Here is a 15,498-nt window from a genome sequence, read left to right as displayed (position 1 = left end):
CGACTTTCTTGGCCATTTCAGTTTCCCGTTGGTCACGCCACCGCCAGCCGGTGGTGCACCGTTAAACCTCAGCTCTTCTCGACCTGGCTGAAATCCAGCTCCACCGGGGTGGAGCGGCCCAGGATCTGCACGGCGACGCGCAGCTTGTTCTTCTCGTAGTTGACGTTCTCGACCACGCCGCTGAAATCGTTGAACGGCCCGTCGACGACCCGCACCACCTCGCCTGGCTCGAACAGCACCTTGGGCCGCGGCTTGTCAGCACCTTCCTCGACCCGCTGCAGGATGAAGTCCGCCTCCTGGTCGGTGATCGGCGCCGGGCGATCGCTGGAACCACCAATGAAGCCGAGCACTTTCGGCACTTCCTTGACGAGGTGCCAGGTCTCCTCATCGAGTTCCATCTGCACCAGGACATAGCCGGGGAAGAACTTGCGCTCGCTGCGGCGCTTCTGCCCTTCCTTCATTTCCACGACCTCTTCGGTCGGGACCATGATCTTGCCGAACTTGTCCTGCAGGCCCTTGAGCTTGATGCGCTCCTCGAGCGAGGTCTTCACCTTGTTCTCGAAGTTCGAGTAGGCATGAACCACGTACCATCTCAGTGCCATGGCTCAGCCCCCCTGCCCGGTCACGAACTGGGTGAGCTTCAGCAAAATCGCGTCCACCATCAGGAAAAACAGCGCAACCACCGCGGTCAGCCCCAGGACAATCAGCGTCGTATTCAGCGTTTCCCTGCGGTCCGGCCACACGACCTTGCGCAGTTCGATCTGCGAGCCCTGGATGAACTCCCAGAGCTGGCGCCCCTGCACCGTCGTGAAGGCGATACCCAGACCCGCGAACAGGCATGCCAGCAGTCCCAGGACGCGCCACAGCAGGGACGCTTCCGAGAAAAAGTAGTAGCCGACGATGCCGCCGACAAAGACCGCAACGGCGGCAACGAGCTTTACCGTGTCCAGGACGCCTGGACTCGCCTCTGCCTTGGTGTTCATCCCGCCTGTAACCGTCTAGTTCGATGCTCTGGCAGGCCAGGAGGGTCTCGAACCCCCAACCTTCGGTTTTGGAGACCGACGCTCTGCCAATTGAGCTACTGGCCTGTGTCCACGCAATTCCTTGCGGTTCGCCCGATCCTTACTCGATGATCTTCGCCACGACGCCGGCGCCCACGGTACGGCCGCCCTCGCGGATGGCGAACCGCAGCCCGTTCTCCATCGCGATCGGGCTGATCAGCTTCACCTTCATCTTGATGTTGTCACCGGGCATCACCATCTCGGTGCCCTCCGGCAGCTCCACCGCCCCGGTCACGTCCGTGGTGCGGAAGTAGAACTGCGGGCGGTAGCCCTTGAAGAACGGCGTGTGGCGGCCACCCTCTTCCTTCGTCAGGATGTACACCTCCGCCTCGAAGTGCGTGTGCGGCGTGATCGAGCCCGGCTTGGCCAGCACCTGGCCACGCTCGACCTCCTCACGCTTCGTGCCGCGCAGCAGGATGCCCACGTTGTCGCCCGCCTGACCCTCGTCAAGCAGCTTGCGGAACATCTCCACACCCGTGCAGATCGTCTTCGTCGTCGCCTTGATGCCGACGATCTCAATCTCGTCACCCACCTTGATCTTGCCCCGCTCCGCGCGCCCGGTCACCACCGTGCCACGGCCGGAAATCGAGAACACGTCCTCGATCGGCATCAGGAACGGGCCGTCAATGGCGCGCACCGGCTCGGGAATGTACTCATCGAGCGCCGCCACCAGCTTCTCGATCGAGGGCACGCCAATGTCGCTCTTGTCCCCCTCCAGCGCCTTGAGCGCCGAGCCAATGATGATCGGCGTCTTGTCGCCGGGGAACTCGTAGGTCGACAGCAGGTCGCGCACCTCCATCTCCACCAGCTCCAGCAGCTCCTTGTCGTCCACCATGTCCGCCTTGTTCAGGTAGGCCACGATGTAGGGAACCCCCACCTGCCGGGCCAGCAGGATGTGCTCGCGCGTCTGCGGCATCGGGCCGTCGGCCGCCGATACCACCAGGATCGCGCCGTCCATCTGCGCCGCGCCCGTGATCATGTTCTTGATGTAGTCCGCATGCCCGGGGCAGTCCACGTGCGCGTAGTGCCGCTTCGGACTCTCGTACTCCACGTGCGCCGTCGCAATCGTGATGCCGCGCGCCTTCTCCTCCGGCGCCGCGTCAATCTGGTCGTACGCCCGGTACTCGCCGCCGAACTTCTCACCCATCACCTTCGTCAGCGCAGACGTCAGCGTCGTCTTGCCGTGGTCAACGTGGCCAATCGTCCCAACGTTCACGTGCGGCTTCTTGCGTTCAAATTTGGCTTTTGACATCAGCTTCTCCGCTTCCCAACCTGCGACTTCTGGAGCCCACAACCGGAGTTGAACCGGTGACCTCTTCCTTACCAAGGAAGTGCTCTACCTACTGAGCTATGTGGGCGGAAACCTCGGGACTCCGCCCCCGCGCGACACAGCCATCGCCACCCCGATTCCGTGGCTCCCGGTTCCGCACCCTTCTGGAGCGGGTGATGGGAATCGAACCCACGTCATCAGCTTGGAAGGCTGAGGTTCTACCATTGAACTACACCCGCCAGCTCGCTCGACTCCGGTCACCGGGCCTGAAAACCGCGGCGCGCAAAAACCCGTGCACCATACGCCGCTCCAGCGATGGGGCCCGGGCCTATCCAATTCCTCATTCGTACTCTGTCCGCGTTTGCGGGTCGTGCATCCACCCCGCCCGCCAGCCGAAACTGGTGGAGGGGGAAGGATTCGAACCTTCGAAGGTATAAACCAGCAGATTTACAGTCTGCCCCCGTTGGCCGCTTGGGTACCCCTCCGCGGACGGAAGCCGGTCATTGTCCGATCCATGCCGATCAGTGTCAACAAGAAAGGCCGTCGGGAAAGGGACTGCTGCGGGGCATGCGGCGGCTGGCACCAGCCGGCAGCTGCCATGTTCTGGTGCCGGAAGCGGGACTTGAACCCACAACCTACCGCTTACAAGGCGGTTGCTCTGCCAGTTGAGCTATTCCGGCAGGGAAGTGACTGCCCGGCAACCCGGGCTGCCGGGACCGGGCCCGGATCCGGATACAGATCCGGGCAGGATTCTAGTTAATCATCGGAGTCCCGCCAACCGGCATGGTGCTGCATGGCACCGACTCGGCCTGCAGCCCAGGCCCTGGTTCCGCCGGGAGCTCCCCGAGAGGCAGCGCATCGGACGCAACCTGCAGGTATAGCCAGTACTGCGCACCCGACCGGTACCGATCCGTCAGCTGGGGATGGAATCCCAGGGCGGCCGCCGCCGCGGCTACCTTGTCAGCCCGGTCCTTGTCGCGAAAAACGCCGAGCGACACCGAAAAGGGCGGCGCGCTCTGGAAAACATAGGCATCCGGCAGCCCGCCCGCGGCCAGCCTCGCCACCATGCGATCAGCAGCCTCCCGGGTCGGCACGCTTTCGAGCTGCACCCAATGACCCACCCAGATCTGCCCTGCCTCCACCATCGTCGTGGCCCGAAGGCCCCGGGCCGCCAGGGCGGCACGCAGCGCATCGGCCACCTGACCGTCGCCGATGGGACCAATCCGTGAACAGGAAGATCCAGCCGCAGCCGGGGTGGCGCTGGCATCGGCGCCGGCCAGCCCGGTGGTCGGGGCGCCTCCCGCGGTCTGGCCGCCCGCATCGCGCCCCGGACGGGCCGTTCGTTCCAGTGTGGCTACGCGGATCCTGGCCTCCTTGCCTGGCTCCTTGAGCTGGTGCGGCGGCAGCTCGGGCGGTGCGACCCACAGGCGCCAGCCAGCGAACAGCAGGTTGGCCAGCAGCAGCACAAGGAACAGGCTTCTCACGACCATCCCTCCGATGACGGCCACAGGGACCGCTCAGTCCGCATGGGCGGCCTCCGCCAGGGCCAGGCCTTCCAGAACGAGCCATGGACGGTACTGCGCCGGCACGGCCAGGCGCTTCAGCAACTCCGGGGCATCACCACCGGTCAGCACCAGCGCGGGGACAGGCCCCACCTGCCGGCTGAAGGTCCTCGCACAGGATTCCACCAGGCTGACGCCTGCCCGCAGCGCCCCGTTGCGCATGCAGGCCTCGGTATCCCGGCCCCAGTCCATCGCGAGATCAGGGGGGTCCTGCAGCAGCCGGGCTGCCGTGTCGATACCGCCCGTTGCGCCCACCAGCGAGCGTCGCATCAGCACCGGTCCCGGCACGATGAAGCCGCCCAGATGCTCGCCGTTCGCCGCCACCACATCGACGGTCCACGCCGTGCCCGCGTCCACCACACACACGGCGCCCCGCAGCCGCGAATAGGCCGCCAGCATCACCAGCCACCGATCGACGCCAAGCTGTCGCGGCTCCGTATAGCCGTTGCGGACTCCGGCAGCGACCCGCCCTGTCCGGATCTCGCGGACCGGGACGCCGGTCACGCGCCCCAGCGCCGAAACCAGCGCCGCAGTCATCTGCGCTCCGGCCACACTGGACAGGCGCACTTCATCGGCGACCCGGCCTCCGGTCATCCGCTCTGCCAGCTGACCCGGCTGCATGGCGGCATGTGCCATCGCCCCCGGATCGAGCAGATCGTCGCCATGCAGCCACGCCCACTTGACCCGCGTATTGCCGATATCGACCAGGAGCTTCACGGGCTTTTCCGCAGCGTCACATCACCGGCGAAGACGGCGGTGATCCCCTCAGGCCCATCGAGCAGCAGCGCGCCGTCAGCGGCAATGCCGCGGGCCATGCCATTGGCCGCGGCCGCCCCGGTCCGGACGGTCACCGGCTGGCCGCAAAGATAGTCGTGTCGGCGCCATTCGTCGGCCAGCGGCGCAAATCCGTGCCTGGCGAATGCCGCCAGCAAGCCGTGCACTGACTCCAGGAGCGCTGCCGCCAGGCCGTTACGGCCGCCAGCCTGCCCGAGAGCCGCAGCATCCAGGCCTCCAGGAGGCAGTCCGCCCTCCGCCACCACCTCCTGCAACAGGCCGGCCGGCACGGCCAGGTTCAGGCCGAGACCGACGACAGCCCGAAACGGTCCACGCGCATCCCCATCCACATCCACGAGGATGCCGCCCAGCTTGGCGCCCCCGAGCACGATGTCATTCGGCCACTTCAGCTGCACCGGCCCCGCGCCGCAAGCAGCCAACGTGCGCCGTACTGCCACGCCCACTCCCAACGACAAGGCGGGCAGGTCCCGTGGTGCCGTGGCAAACGACCATGCAAGGGACAGGCACAAGCCACTGCCGTAAGGGGACAGCCATCGCCGGCCGCGGCGTCCCCGGCCGGCGCTCTGGAACTCGGCGAGCAAGGCACGCCACCGGCCGACCGCTGGCGGCGCAGCCGCGATCAGTGCCGCGCTCGTCGAGCTGGTGATGCCGGTGACTTCCAGGGACTCGCAGCCGGCCATCGCCACCGGCCCGATGGCCGCCTGGATGCGCGCCTGGTCCAGCAGATCCAGCGGATGCCGCAACCGATAGCCCCGCCCGGGGACTACCTCGATCTCCAGGCCGAGTTCGCCGAGCCGGTGCACCTGCTTCCATACGGCGCTGCGGGACAGCCCGAGCAGCTGCGCCAGCGAACTGCCGGAGTGGATGCAGCCATCGGCAAGCGCGCCGATCAGGGTGTCACGGGTGGCCATCAGTGCGTCAACGCGGACGCCGCAACAGCATCAGGCCCGTCATGCGGTTCTCCTGCCGTCGAAGCATCCGCACCACATTGCCGCGATGGGTATAGATGATGAAGCCGGCGAGCAATACCAGGAACACCAGCAGCGGCACCTCCGCTGGCCAGGCAACCAGAGCCACATACGCGGGCAGGACGAGCGCCGCGGCCATGGTCGACAGACCGACGAAACCCGTGGTGGTGGCGACCAGCAACCAGACAGCCAGGGCTGGCAGCAACAATCCCGGCGCCAGTGCGCCAAGGGTACCCACGGCCGTTGCCGCACCCTTCCCGCCAGCGAAATCGAACCATATCGGGTAGCAATGGCCGACCACGGCAGCCGCCCCGCAGGCAAGAGGCAGCCAGTGCACTGCAATCCCGGGCACACCCAGGCCGAGGTCCACTCCGGGCAGCAGCGCCGCGGCGATGTACCCCTTGCCGACATCGATCACCATGACGCCCAGCGCGAACCACTTTCCCCGCGCCCGCAAGGCGTTCGTGCCGCCGGCGTTGCCGCTGCCCACCGTGCGTATGTCAGGCCCGCCGAGAATCCGGCCGAGAAACAGGCTGCCGTTGAGCGACCCCAGCAGGTAACCAAGGAGGACCTTCGTGCCGAGTTCGAGCATGCCCCACGCCACAAACGATGAATGCATGGAATCTTAGCACCGCGGCTGGGCGTGCCTGCCGGCCAGGGTCACCGCAACCTCACCCCGGCGGTGCACCCAGCCAGGCCTGTCGCCGGCCCAATGCCGGCTCACCAGGATCGGCCTCGATGGTCAGGTAGCAGGTATCCTTCGGCGCATCGCCGACCTGGAGCCGGATCTGCAGCAGTTCGTCACGGCGGAAGACGTGCAGCTCCACGGCCTGACCCGTGGTCAGCAAGTCGGTGACCGAGTCGACGCCGTCGGTTTCCAGCCGTACGCCGTTCAGCGCCACCAGTTCATCGTCGGCCATCACGCCTGCAGCCTGCGCTGGCCCGCCATCGAGCACGTGACTGACACGGCAGCGCCCGCTCACCGTCCGTGTCCGCAGCCCCAGCCAGGGCCGTGGCCGCCCGGCACGCTGGCCTGCGGTGCCACCCGCATCGGCAGCACCCTCGGCGCAACGCAGCTGCAGGCGTATGCCGAACTGGGCAAGCAGGATGCCAACCGGCGGATCCACGGTGCTGCGCAGGCTGGTGCGGAAGAACTCGGTCAGGTCGAGGCCGGTCACCTCGGCAGCCAGTTCCTCGAACGTACCCTCCTGAATCGACAGCTCGCGGCGGCCATGATTTTCCCAGAGCACCCGCATGATATCGTCCAGCGAGACGCGGCCACCGGTGCGCAGCCGCACCTCGAGATCCAGCGCCAGCGCCACCATGGCGCCCTTGGCGTAGTAGCTCACCTGGGCATTGGGCGTGTTCTCGTCCGGCCGGTAGAACTTGATCCAGGCGTCGAAACTTGCCTCCTCCAGCGTCTGGCGCCGGCGGCCCCCCGCGCGGTACACGGCAGTGAGAGTGCGGCCCAGCAATTCGAGGTAGGTCTCCGTGCTGACCAACCCGCTGCGCAGCAGGGCAAGGTCGTCGTAATAGGAAGTGATGCCCTCGAAGATCCAGAGCTGTCGCGTGTAGGCCTCACGATCCAGGCTGCCCGAGGCCAGCTCCGCTGGACGTATGCGCTTGACGTTCCAGGCATGGAAGTACTCATGGCTCGCCAGACCAAGGAAGCCACGGTAATCGCGGCTCATTGCCGGCTGGCCGCGGCGTGGCAGGTGGTTGCGGTGGCAGACCAGGGCCGAGGAGGCCCGATGCTCGAGACCGCCGACAGCATCGCCGGTGAGCCGCACCAGGAACAGATAGCGATCCATGGGAGCCGATCCGCCGAAGAATCCGACCTGCCAAGCGCACAAGCGGCCGAGGTCAGTCCCCAGCCGGGACAGGTCGGCATCGTGGCGCCCCGCGAGCACAAGCGCATGGGGCACACCAGCCACCTCGAACTCGGTCACGGTCAGGGGGCCCATCATCACGGGATGGTCTATGAGCTCCGCATAGCTTCCGGCCTCGAAGGCCCCAAACTCCCACGCGGCACCGGTGAGACGCGTCATGCTGGTCGCCACCTGCCAGGCTGCGGTCGTAGCCTCCTCGCCCGGGCTCAGGTGGACCAGGTGCCTGACATCCTCGCGGCCATGCACCTTCAGGAATACGCTCGACCCGTTGAAGAATGCACCGGACGCATCGAGGTGAGCGCCTCGTACCGAGAGATCGCTGGCGTATATCTCCGCCCGCAGCATCAGCTCACCCTCGACCGGTGCCGCACGCCAGGTCGATTTATCCAGCTTGCGCAGGGCTACCGGCTCGCCGTTGCAGCTCGCCTCCATGGATACCACGTGTCGGGCGAAGTCCCGGATCAGGTAGCTGCCGGGAATCCAGGCAGGCAGCGAGACGACCTGTCCTTCGCGCTCCGGATCATGCAGCTTGCACGCCACCTCCAGGATGCGCGTGCCCGGGGCACGCGGCCTGAGGTGATAGGTGACAGTGGAATCGCTCATGCCGGGACTCTAGCAGTTTGGCGTATCGATCTGGGACTGGCAGCGGCCTGGTCCATCACGGATGGCGCGGCAGGAAAACCTCCGCGAGCATGCAGCGAACGCTGCCGCCACCCAGCTGCTCGATGGTCGGTACCCGCAGCGGGACAAGCCTGGCATGGTACTCGAGCGCTGCGAGCTGCGCCGGCAGCAGTGCCTCCATGGCAGTCTCCGGAAGAGCCAGCAGGTGGCTGCCATCCGCAGCGACGAGCTCCAGCACGTTGCCGGCGAATGCACGGGCCTGCATGGCACTGATGAGCACAATCTCGCGCCCGCTGGCGCCAAGGCGCCCCAGCACCGAAGCCCGGACTGCCTCCGGCTCGATGACTTCGGCACAGACGACGGCAAAGCCGCTGCCGATGCTGAGCATGACATTGGTATGGTAGACCGGCAGCCGGGAGGGGCCGACCGTGGCGAAGGCCACCGTATCGAAGCCCAGCTCGCGGCCAAATTCGGCCAGGGCCCGCGGATGCGTACGGGAGGACAACGCCGCGTAGGCGACGCCATGTGCCCTGTCGAGTACCAGGCTGCCCGTGCCCTCCAGGTACCAGCCGCGCGCCTCCATCGGAGCAAGGTCCACGACCCTGTCGATGCGGAAACCATGCTGGCGCAGCAAGACTGCCAGAGCTCCGGGGCGGCGCTCGGCGCGTCGATTGGGCGCCAGCAGCGGATACAGGACCATGGTGCCGTCCGCGTGGAACGACACCCAGTTGTTCGGAAACACCGCATCCGGCTTGCGCGGGCTGGTGCTGTCCTCCAGCACCAGGACCTCGATGCCGGCGCCCTTCAGACAACCCACGGCTGCATCGAATTCGGCGCAGGCCGCGATGGCCGTGCCTGCCCTGCCATCATCAGGTCGGGCCTGGAAGGCGTTGGAGCTCGCGGTCTGCGGATTGGCCGCGAAGTTCTGCGGCCGTACCATCAGCACGGTACTGGCTGCCTGCGCGGGCAGGGCATGGCCTGTCGTCATTGACATATATTACGGTGTGGCGCGCCCGCGGACGGCATGCACAGGTCACCACTCCCCTCAGGCAAGGAGCACCCGGCAATGAGCGACACCCGCAGGCGCGCCCTCCCCGGACCAAGAGCCCGGGCCCTCATCGCACGGGACCGGGCCGTGGTCGCGCGCTCCTACGTCAGGGACTACCCATTCGTCATGGATCACGGCCGCGGCGCCGAGGTCTGGGATGTGGATGGCAATCGCTACGTCGATTTCGCTGCCGGAATAGCCGTCTGTTCCACCGGCCATGCACACCCGGAAGTCGTGGCCGCCATCCGCGACGCCGCCGGGCGCTTCCTCCACGTCTCCCCGGACTTCTGGCATGAAGGCCAGACGCAGCTCGCCGAGATGATCGACGGCCTCGCTCCGGTGAGCGGGCCGGCGATGAGTTTCTTCGCCAACTCTGGAACCGAGGCCGTGGAAGCCGCGCTCAAACTGGCACGATTCGCCAGCGGCCGACCGCGGTTCATCGGCTTCCTCGGTGGCTTCCACGGGCGCAGCATGGGCTCCCTCGCCTTCACGGCAAGCCGCGCGACCCAGCAACGCGGATTCTTTCCCACCATGCCCGGGGTCACGCATGTTCCTTACCCCGACAGCTACCGCCCGCTGCTGGCGGGACCGGATCAGGGTACGGCGGTGCTGAATTACATCGAGAAACTGTTCCGCAGCAACCTGCCCGCCGAGGAAGTCGCCGCCGTGCTCGTAGAACCGATCCAGGGCGAGGGCGGTTACCTGGTGCCGCCAGACGGCTTCCTCCACGGCCTGCGCGAGCTCTGCGACCGGCACGGCATCCTGCTGATCTTCGATGAGGTCCAGAGCGGCATCGGGCGGACGGGAGAGATGTTTGCCTGGCAGCACTGGAACGTGCAACCCGACATCATCACCCTGGCCAAGGGCCTCGCATCGGGCATGCCGCTTGGCCTGGCGGTCGCAAGACGCGATCTCATGGAACGCTGGCCCGCGGGTGCGCATGCCAACACCTTCGGCGGCAATCCGCTGGCCTGCGCGGCCGCGGCGACCACGCTCAGACTCGTTGCCGGCCAGTACCTGGAAAGCGCCAGGTTGGCGGGAGAGCGGCTGGCTGCGGGTCTGCGGGCGCTGGCTGGCGACTTTCCCTGTATCGGTGACATCCGGGGCCGCGGCCTGATGCTGGCCATCGACCTCGTCACCGATCGGGCCAGCCGGCAGCCGCACGCTGACCTGGCCCGCGAGACCGTGCAACGCGCGTTCGGCAATGGCCTGCTGCTGCTGACCTGCGGCACCAGCGGTATCCGCCTGATCCCGCCGCTGATGATCGACACGGCCCTGGTGGACGAAGGCCTGGATATCCTGCGCCGCTCCCTGTCCGAGGCGGTACGGTCCGGCTGATGCGCGTACTGTTCATCACCTCGCATCGCGATGCGCTCAATAGCATACGGCCGGAAGCGGAAATGTTCATTGGGCTGGCGAAGGCTGGCGTAGAGCTGACGGTGATGACGCAGGATGACTCCGTCTACGCCGAACCGATGCGCCAGGCGGGCATCCGGCTCATCGGCTACCACCCCGCCCGCAAGCTGGAGCCTCGCGCCATCCTGCGCATCCGCCGCGAACTGCGCCGTGGTGCTTTCGACATCGTGCAGATGTTCAACAACAAGGCCATCGCCAATGGCCTGCTGGCCGCCGTGGGCCTCCCGGTGAAGGCCATCACCTATCGTGGCCAGACCGGCAACATCTCGAGACGGGATCCGTCCTGCTATCTCACCCACCTGAGCCCGCGCGTCGACCGGATAGTATGTGTCGCCGAAGCCGTGCGGCGTGACCTGGCGACCCAGGTCCGTCATCCGGAAATGCTGGTGACGATATACAAGGGCCACGACCTGGCCTGGTACGAAGGCGTCCCCCCCGCGACCCGCTCCGGGCTCGGCGTGCCGGAAGACGCGGTGCTGATCGTCTGCGTGGCAAACAACCGGCCGCGCAAGGGCGTTCCGGTGCTGATCAGGGCGGCCGCCCTGCTGCCGTCGGACTGCAACGCCTGCATCGTGCTCGTGGGCCGCGGCATGACCTCGCCGGAGATTCGCCAGCAGATCAACGACAGCGGTTGCCCGGAGCGCTTCCGTTGCTTCGAGTTCCGCAGCGATGCACTGGCAGTCACCGCAGCCTGCGACATCGCGGTGCTGCCATCCGTGCGTCGCGAGGGGCTGCCCAAGACGGTCATCGAAGCCATGGCGCTGGGCGTTGCACCCATCGTCTCGGATACCGGAGGCAGTGCCGAACTCGTTGTCGATGGCGAGTCGGGACTGGTGGTCCCGCCAGGCGACCCGGCAGCCCTGGCGCAAGCCATTGCCGCGCTCTGCGCGAATCCCTCCCGACGCCGGGCAATGGGCGCTGCCGCCCGCCTGCGGCTGGGCACCTCGTTCCGCGTCGAGGACGCCGTGGCGGCTCACCTGGCGCTGTTTCGCCAGGTTCTTGCGACAACCTGAGCAGGCGCGGGTCCGGCTAGGGCCCGCCCCGCTCTTCGTGCCGGACACGCTCGTCCGCATACGGCTTCATGAGTTTGAAGAACACGCCGTTCGCATCGGATACGGCTATGACGACGCCACGCCAGCCGTCGAGGAAGCCGCGCCGAAGAACCAGGGTCCGGAAGAATGCCCAGGCCGCCCGCAGCACGATGGCGGCGGCAGATCGGCTCCGTGGCGCATCGCCACGGCGTATCTCGGAGTAGCGATTGACCTTGACGAGGAAATCACCCAGTTCAGCGACAGCCTGATGGTGCAACGATCCACGCAGCCTTACGGTGGTCCCGCCGGGCACAGGGCGCACTTTCTCGTGAACCCTGGCATCGTCATAGCCGGTGTGGCGTCGGTTGAACAGCCGCAGCAGCCAGTCATCGTCCCAGCCGGAATGGCGCACTGCGCGGCCCATGAAATGGTTCACCCGCCGCACCGCGTAGGTGGTGCGTCCATCATCGAGGACAGCGGCAAAGATGCTGGCGCGAAGTTCTTCGGAGACGACCTCGTCGGCGTCGAGGGCCAGGACCCAATCATGGGCCGCCAGGGAGACGGCCAGCTGCTTCGTCGGGCCGAATCCGTGGAAGCCGCCGGTATGAATCACCACGTTGGGAAATTCTCGTGCGATGTCGAGGGTTCTGTCGATGGAGCCGTTGTCATACAGCACTACCTCGGGAAAGGCGGCAAGGCTCGCCAGGGTCCCGGCGATGCTGCGCGCAGCGTCGCGGACGATGATGACTGCGGAGATTGGCGGTACGGCGGCCACGGCTTATCCGGCTGGACGATCCAGAGCATGGTAGAAACCAGTACTCGCAGCCGTCAATTTGCGCACAGTCGACGCCGGAAAGAAGACCCGGATACAGAAAAGCCGCCCCGGCATGACCGGGGCGGCTTCCTGGGAAAAGATGCCTGGCAGTGACCTACTCTCACATGGGGAAGCCCCACACTACCATCGGCGCTGGACGTTTTCACTTCTGAGTTCGGAATGGGATCAGGTGGTTCCCGCCCGCTATGGCCGCCAGGCAATTCGGTTTGACCCGCCGCTGCAGGAGCGCAGCGGGCCCAATCTGGATGGTTTTGACGTGAACTGCAGTCGTGTCAGGCTGCTTGGGTGTTATATGGCCAAGCCGCACGGGCAATTAGTATCGGTTAGCTGAACCCATTACTGGGCTTACACACCCGACCTATCAACCTCGTAGTCTTCGAGGGCCCTTCAGAGGGATCAAGTCCCTGGGGAAATCTAATCTTGGGGAGGGTTTCCCGCTTAGATGCTTTCAGCGGTTATCCCGTCCGCACATAGCTACCCGGCAGTGCCACTGGCGTGACAACCGGAACACCAGAGGTGCGTCCATCCCGGTCCTCTCGTACTAAGGACAGCTCCCCTCAAATTTCCAACGCCCACGGCAGATAGGGACCGAACTGTCTCACGACGTTCTGAACCCAGCTCGCGTACCACTTTAAATGGCGAACAGCCATACCCTTGGGACCTGCTACAGCCCCAGGATGTGATGAGCCGACATCGAGGTGCCAAACTCCTCCGTCGATGTGGACTCTTGGGAGGAATAAGCCTGTTATCCCCGGAGTACCTTTTATTCGTTGAGCGATGGCCCTTCCATACAGAACCACCGGATCACTAAGACCAGCTTTCGCTCCTGCTCGACTTGTCTGTCTTGCAGTCAAGCACCCTTATGCCTTTGCACGCAACGCGCGATGTCCGACCGCGCTGAGGGTACCTTTGTGCTCCTCCGTTACTCTTTAGGAGGAGACCGCCCCAGTCAAACTACCCACCATACATTGTCCCCAGCCCGGATAACGGGCCCAGGTTAGAACCTCAAACATTCCAGGGTGGTATTTCAACGTTGGCTCCACGCGAACTGGCGTCCGCGCTTCAAAGCCTCCCACCTATCCTACACAGAAAGGTTCGAAGTCCAGCGTAAAGCTGTAGTAAAGGTTCACGGGGTCTTTCCGTCTTGCCGCGGGTACACTGCATCTTCACAGCGATTTCAACTTCACTGAGTCTCGGGTGGAGACAGCGTGGCTATCGTTACGCCATTCGTGCAGGTCGGAACTTACCCGACAAGGAATTTCGCTACCTTAGGACCGTTATAGTTACGGCCGCCGTTTACCGGGGCTTCGATCAGAAGCTTCGCCTTGCGGCTAACCTCATCAATTAACCTTCCGGCACCGGGCAGGCGTCACACCCTATACTTCCTCTTGCGAGTTTGCAGAGTGCTGTGTTTTTGTTAAACAGTCGCAGCCACCATTTCTCTGCGACCCCTGCTGGCTACGAGAGCAAGTCTCTTCACCGGCAGAGGCGTACCTTCTCCCGAAGTTACGGTACAAATTTGCCTAGTTCCTTCACCCGAGTTCTCTCAAGCGCCTTAGGATTCTCTCCTCACCCACCAGTGTCGGATTACGGTACGGCCTGGACTACCTGAAGCTTAGGGGCTTTTCCTGGGAGCGTGGTATCAGCAACTTCCCGGCACAAGGCCAGTGGTCTCGCATCTCGGCATTGAGCCCCCGGATTTGCCTAAGGGCCCTGCCTACTTGCTTTCCCCGGGACATCCAACACCCGGTATGCCTAACCTTCTCCGTCCCCCCATCGCAGCAGTCCGAGGTGCAGGAATATTAACCTGCTTTCCATCGACTACACCTTTCGGTCTCGCCTTAGGAGCCGACTCACCCTGCGCCGATTAACGTTGCGCAGGAAACCTTGGGTTTACGGCGTGCGGGTTTTTCACCCGCATTATCGTTACTCATGTCAGCATTCGCACTTCTGATGCCTCCAGCATGCCTCACGACACACCTTCGCAGGCTTACAGAACGCTCCTCTACCACTCACATCCTTTCGGATGCGAATCCGCAGCTTCGGTATACAGCTTGAGCCCCGCTAAATCTTCCGCGCAGGCCGACTAGACCAGTGAGCTATTACGCTTTCTTTAAAGGATGGCTGCTTCTAAGCCAACCTCCTGGCTGTCTATGCCTTCCCACATCGTTTCCCACTTAGCTGTAATTTTGGGACCTTAGCTGGCGGTCTGGGTTGTTTCCCTCTTCACGACGGACGTTAGCACCCGCCGTGTGCCTCCCGCGCTCGAACTTCCTGGTATTCGGAGTTTGCATAGGGTTGGTAAGCCGGGATGGCCCCCTAGCCTAAACAGTGCTCTACCCCCAGGAGTTATACGCGAGGCGCTACCTCAATAGCTTTCGAGGAGAACCAGCTATCTCCGGCCTTGTTTAGCCTTTCACTCCTAACCACAGCTCATCCTATACTTTTGCAACAGTAACAGGTTCGGGCCTCCAGCAGGTTTTACCCTACCTTCACCCTGGCCATGGCTAGCTCGACCGGTTTCGGGTCTACTCCCAACGACTCAACGCCCTATTAAGACTCGGTTTCCCTACGCCTCCCCTAGACGGTTAAGCTTGCCGCTGAAAGTAACTCGCTGACCCATTATACAAAAGGTACGCGGTCACCCACCGAAGTGGGCTCCCACTGCTTGTACGCACACGGTTTCAGGATCTATTTCACTCCCCTCTCCGGGGTTCTTTTCGCCTTTCCCTCACGGTACTGGTTCACTATCGGTCGGTAGAGAGTATTTAGCCTTGGAGGATGGTCCCCCCATCTTCAAACGGGCTTCCACGTGGCCCGCCCTACTCTTCGTCACCCACCAGCTTCACCTTTCGCATACAGGGCTATCACCTGCTATGGCCGGACTTTCCAGACCGTTCTGCTAGGTTCCACTGGATTATGGCGACTGGGCTGCTCCCCGTTCGCTCGCCGCTACTGAGGGAATCTCGGTTGATTTCTTTTCCTCCGGGTACTGAGATGTT

Annotated in this window: 12 protein-coding genes, 5 tRNA genes and 2 rRNA genes (1 of these 19 only partly in view); 2 read left to right on the top strand and 17 right to left on the bottom strand. The window is 64.5% G+C overall.

The window, feature by feature from the left end; genetic code table 11:
- Nucleotides 1–68: 68 nt before the first annotated feature.
- The 14 genes from nusG to HRU81_14320 form a co-directional block, all read right to left on the bottom strand.
- A complete protein-coding gene (nusG, locus tag HRU81_14385) occupies nt 69–602 on the bottom strand; it encodes a transcription termination/antitermination protein NusG (GenBank protein QOJ33209.1) in 534 nt (177 codons plus the stop codon).
- A 3-nt stretch (nt 603–605) separates the two neighbouring features.
- Nucleotides 606–983, bottom strand: a complete 378-nt coding sequence (gene secE, locus HRU81_14380; GenBank protein QOJ33208.1) for a preprotein translocase subunit SecE — start codon at nt 981–983, stop codon at nt 606–608.
- A gap of 29 nt (nt 984–1,012) precedes the next feature.
- Nucleotides 1,013–1,088 (bottom strand) — tRNA-Trp (locus HRU81_14375).
- A gap of 34 nt (nt 1,089–1,122) precedes the next feature.
- Nucleotides 1,123–2,313 carry an elongation factor Tu gene (tuf, locus tag HRU81_14370; protein QOJ33207.1) on the bottom strand — a complete coding sequence of 397 codons (1,191 nt, stop codon included), beginning with the start codon at nt 2,311–2,313 and terminating at the stop codon, nt 1,123–1,125.
- Nucleotides 2,314–2,343: 30 nt separating this feature from the next.
- A tRNA-Thr gene (locus HRU81_14365) sits at nt 2,344–2,419 on the bottom strand.
- 77 nt (nt 2,420–2,496) lie between these two features.
- Nucleotides 2,497–2,570: transfer RNA gene (locus HRU81_14360), tRNA-Gly, on the bottom strand.
- Between the two features lie 160 nt (nt 2,571–2,730).
- A tRNA-Tyr gene (locus HRU81_14355) sits at nt 2,731–2,816 on the bottom strand.
- Nucleotides 2,817–2,935: 119 nt separating this feature from the next.
- Nucleotides 2,936–3,011: transfer RNA gene (locus tag HRU81_14350), tRNA-Thr, on the bottom strand.
- Between the two features lie 72 nt (nt 3,012–3,083).
- Nucleotides 3,084–3,839 (bottom strand): SPOR domain-containing protein, encoded by a 756-nt coding sequence (locus HRU81_14345; protein QOJ33206.1) that lies wholly within the window; start codon nt 3,837–3,839, stop codon nt 3,084–3,086.
- Nucleotides 3,840–3,848: 9 nt separating this feature from the next.
- A complete protein-coding gene (locus HRU81_14340; protein QOJ33205.1) occupies nt 3,849–4,610 on the bottom strand; it encodes a type III pantothenate kinase in 762 nt (253 codons plus the stop codon).
- A complete protein-coding gene (locus tag HRU81_14335; GenBank protein ID QOJ33204.1) occupies nt 4,607–5,599 on the bottom strand; it encodes a biotin--[acetyl-CoA-carboxylase] ligase in 993 nt (330 codons plus the stop codon). Before HRU81_14335 ends, HRU81_14340 begins: the two co-directional genes overlap by 4 nt.
- A gap of 7 nt (nt 5,600–5,606) precedes the next feature.
- A complete protein-coding gene (plsY, locus tag HRU81_14330; GenBank protein ID QOJ33203.1) occupies nt 5,607–6,275 on the bottom strand; it encodes a glycerol-3-phosphate 1-O-acyltransferase PlsY in 669 nt (222 codons plus the stop codon).
- A 52-nt stretch (nt 6,276–6,327) separates the two neighbouring features.
- Complete coding sequence (locus tag HRU81_14325) at nt 6,328–8,148, bottom strand: M61 family metallopeptidase (GenBank protein ID QOJ33202.1); 1,821 nt, start codon at nt 8,146–8,148, stop codon at nt 6,328–6,330.
- Between the two features lie 55 nt (nt 8,149–8,203).
- A complete protein-coding gene (locus tag HRU81_14320) occupies nt 8,204–9,154 on the bottom strand; it encodes an amidinotransferase (GenBank protein QOJ33201.1) in 951 nt (316 codons plus the stop codon).
- 78 nt (nt 9,155–9,232) lie between these two features.
- Here HRU81_14320 and HRU81_14315 point away from each other — a divergent pair, with 78 nt between their 5' ends.
- Nucleotides 9,233–10,552, top strand: coding sequence for an acetyl ornithine aminotransferase family protein (locus HRU81_14315; GenBank protein QOJ33200.1), 1,320 nt, complete (start codon nt 9,233–9,235; stop codon nt 10,550–10,552).
- On the top strand, nt 10,552–11,643 hold the full coding sequence (locus tag HRU81_14310; protein ID QOJ33199.1) for a glycosyltransferase: 1,092 nt from the start codon (nt 10,552–10,554) through the stop codon (nt 11,641–11,643). Before HRU81_14315 ends, HRU81_14310 begins: the two co-directional genes overlap by 1 nt.
- A 16-nt stretch (nt 11,644–11,659) precedes the next feature.
- Here the strand turns inward: HRU81_14310 and HRU81_14305 are convergent, their stop codons facing one another.
- The 3 genes from HRU81_14305 to HRU81_14295 all read right to left on the bottom strand — a co-directional run.
- Nucleotides 11,660–12,436: a glycosyltransferase family 2 protein gene (locus tag HRU81_14305; protein ID QOJ33198.1), complete on the bottom strand. Its 777-nt coding sequence runs from the start codon at nt 12,434–12,436 to the stop codon at nt 11,660–11,662.
- A 141-nt stretch (nt 12,437–12,577) separates the two neighbouring features.
- Nucleotides 12,578–12,693: ribosomal RNA gene (rrf, locus tag HRU81_14300) — 5S ribosomal RNA — on the bottom strand.
- A gap of 80 nt (nt 12,694–12,773) precedes the next feature.
- Nucleotides 12,774–15,498, bottom strand: a 23S ribosomal RNA gene (locus HRU81_14295); it runs 200 nt beyond the window's last position.

The organism is Gammaproteobacteria bacterium (assembly GCA_015709695.1).
In the GTDB taxonomy this organism is placed as follows: Bacteria; Pseudomonadota; Gammaproteobacteria; order Steroidobacterales.
Note: the sequence above shows the minus strand (reverse complement) of the source record. Positions and strands in the feature narration are given on the sequence as shown.

What these genes read in the sequence shown, in the direction of transcription:
- HRU81_14320 (QOJ33201.1), bottom strand. Translation starts at nt 9,154, where the DNA reads ATGACGACAGGCCATGCCCTGCCCGCGCAGGCAGCCAGTACCGTGCTG.
- plsY (QOJ33203.1), bottom strand. Translation starts at nt 6,275, where the DNA reads ATGCATTCATCGTTTGTGGCGTGGGGCATGCTCGAACTCGGCACGAAG.
- tuf (QOJ33207.1), bottom strand. Translation starts at nt 2,313, where the DNA reads ATGTCAAAAGCCAAATTTGAACGCAAGAAGCCGCACGTGAACGTTGGG.
- HRU81_14335 (QOJ33204.1), bottom strand. Translation starts at nt 5,599, where the DNA reads ATGGCCACCCGTGACACCCTGATCGGCGCGCTTGCCGATGGCTGCATC.
- nusG (QOJ33209.1), bottom strand. Translation starts at nt 602, where the DNA reads ATGGCACTGAGATGGTACGTGGTTCATGCCTACTCGAACTTCGAGAAC.
- HRU81_14325 (QOJ33202.1), bottom strand. Translation starts at nt 8,148, where the DNA reads ATGAGCGATTCCACTGTCACCTATCACCTCAGGCCGCGTGCCCCGGGC.
- HRU81_14315 (QOJ33200.1), top strand. Translation starts at nt 9,233, where the DNA reads ATGAGCGACACCCGCAGGCGCGCCCTCCCCGGACCAAGAGCCCGGGCC.
- secE (QOJ33208.1), bottom strand. Translation starts at nt 983, where the DNA reads ATGAACACCAAGGCAGAGGCGAGTCCAGGCGTCCTGGACACGGTAAAG.
- HRU81_14310 (QOJ33199.1), top strand. Translation starts at nt 10,552, where the DNA reads ATGCGCGTACTGTTCATCACCTCGCATCGCGATGCGCTCAATAGCATA.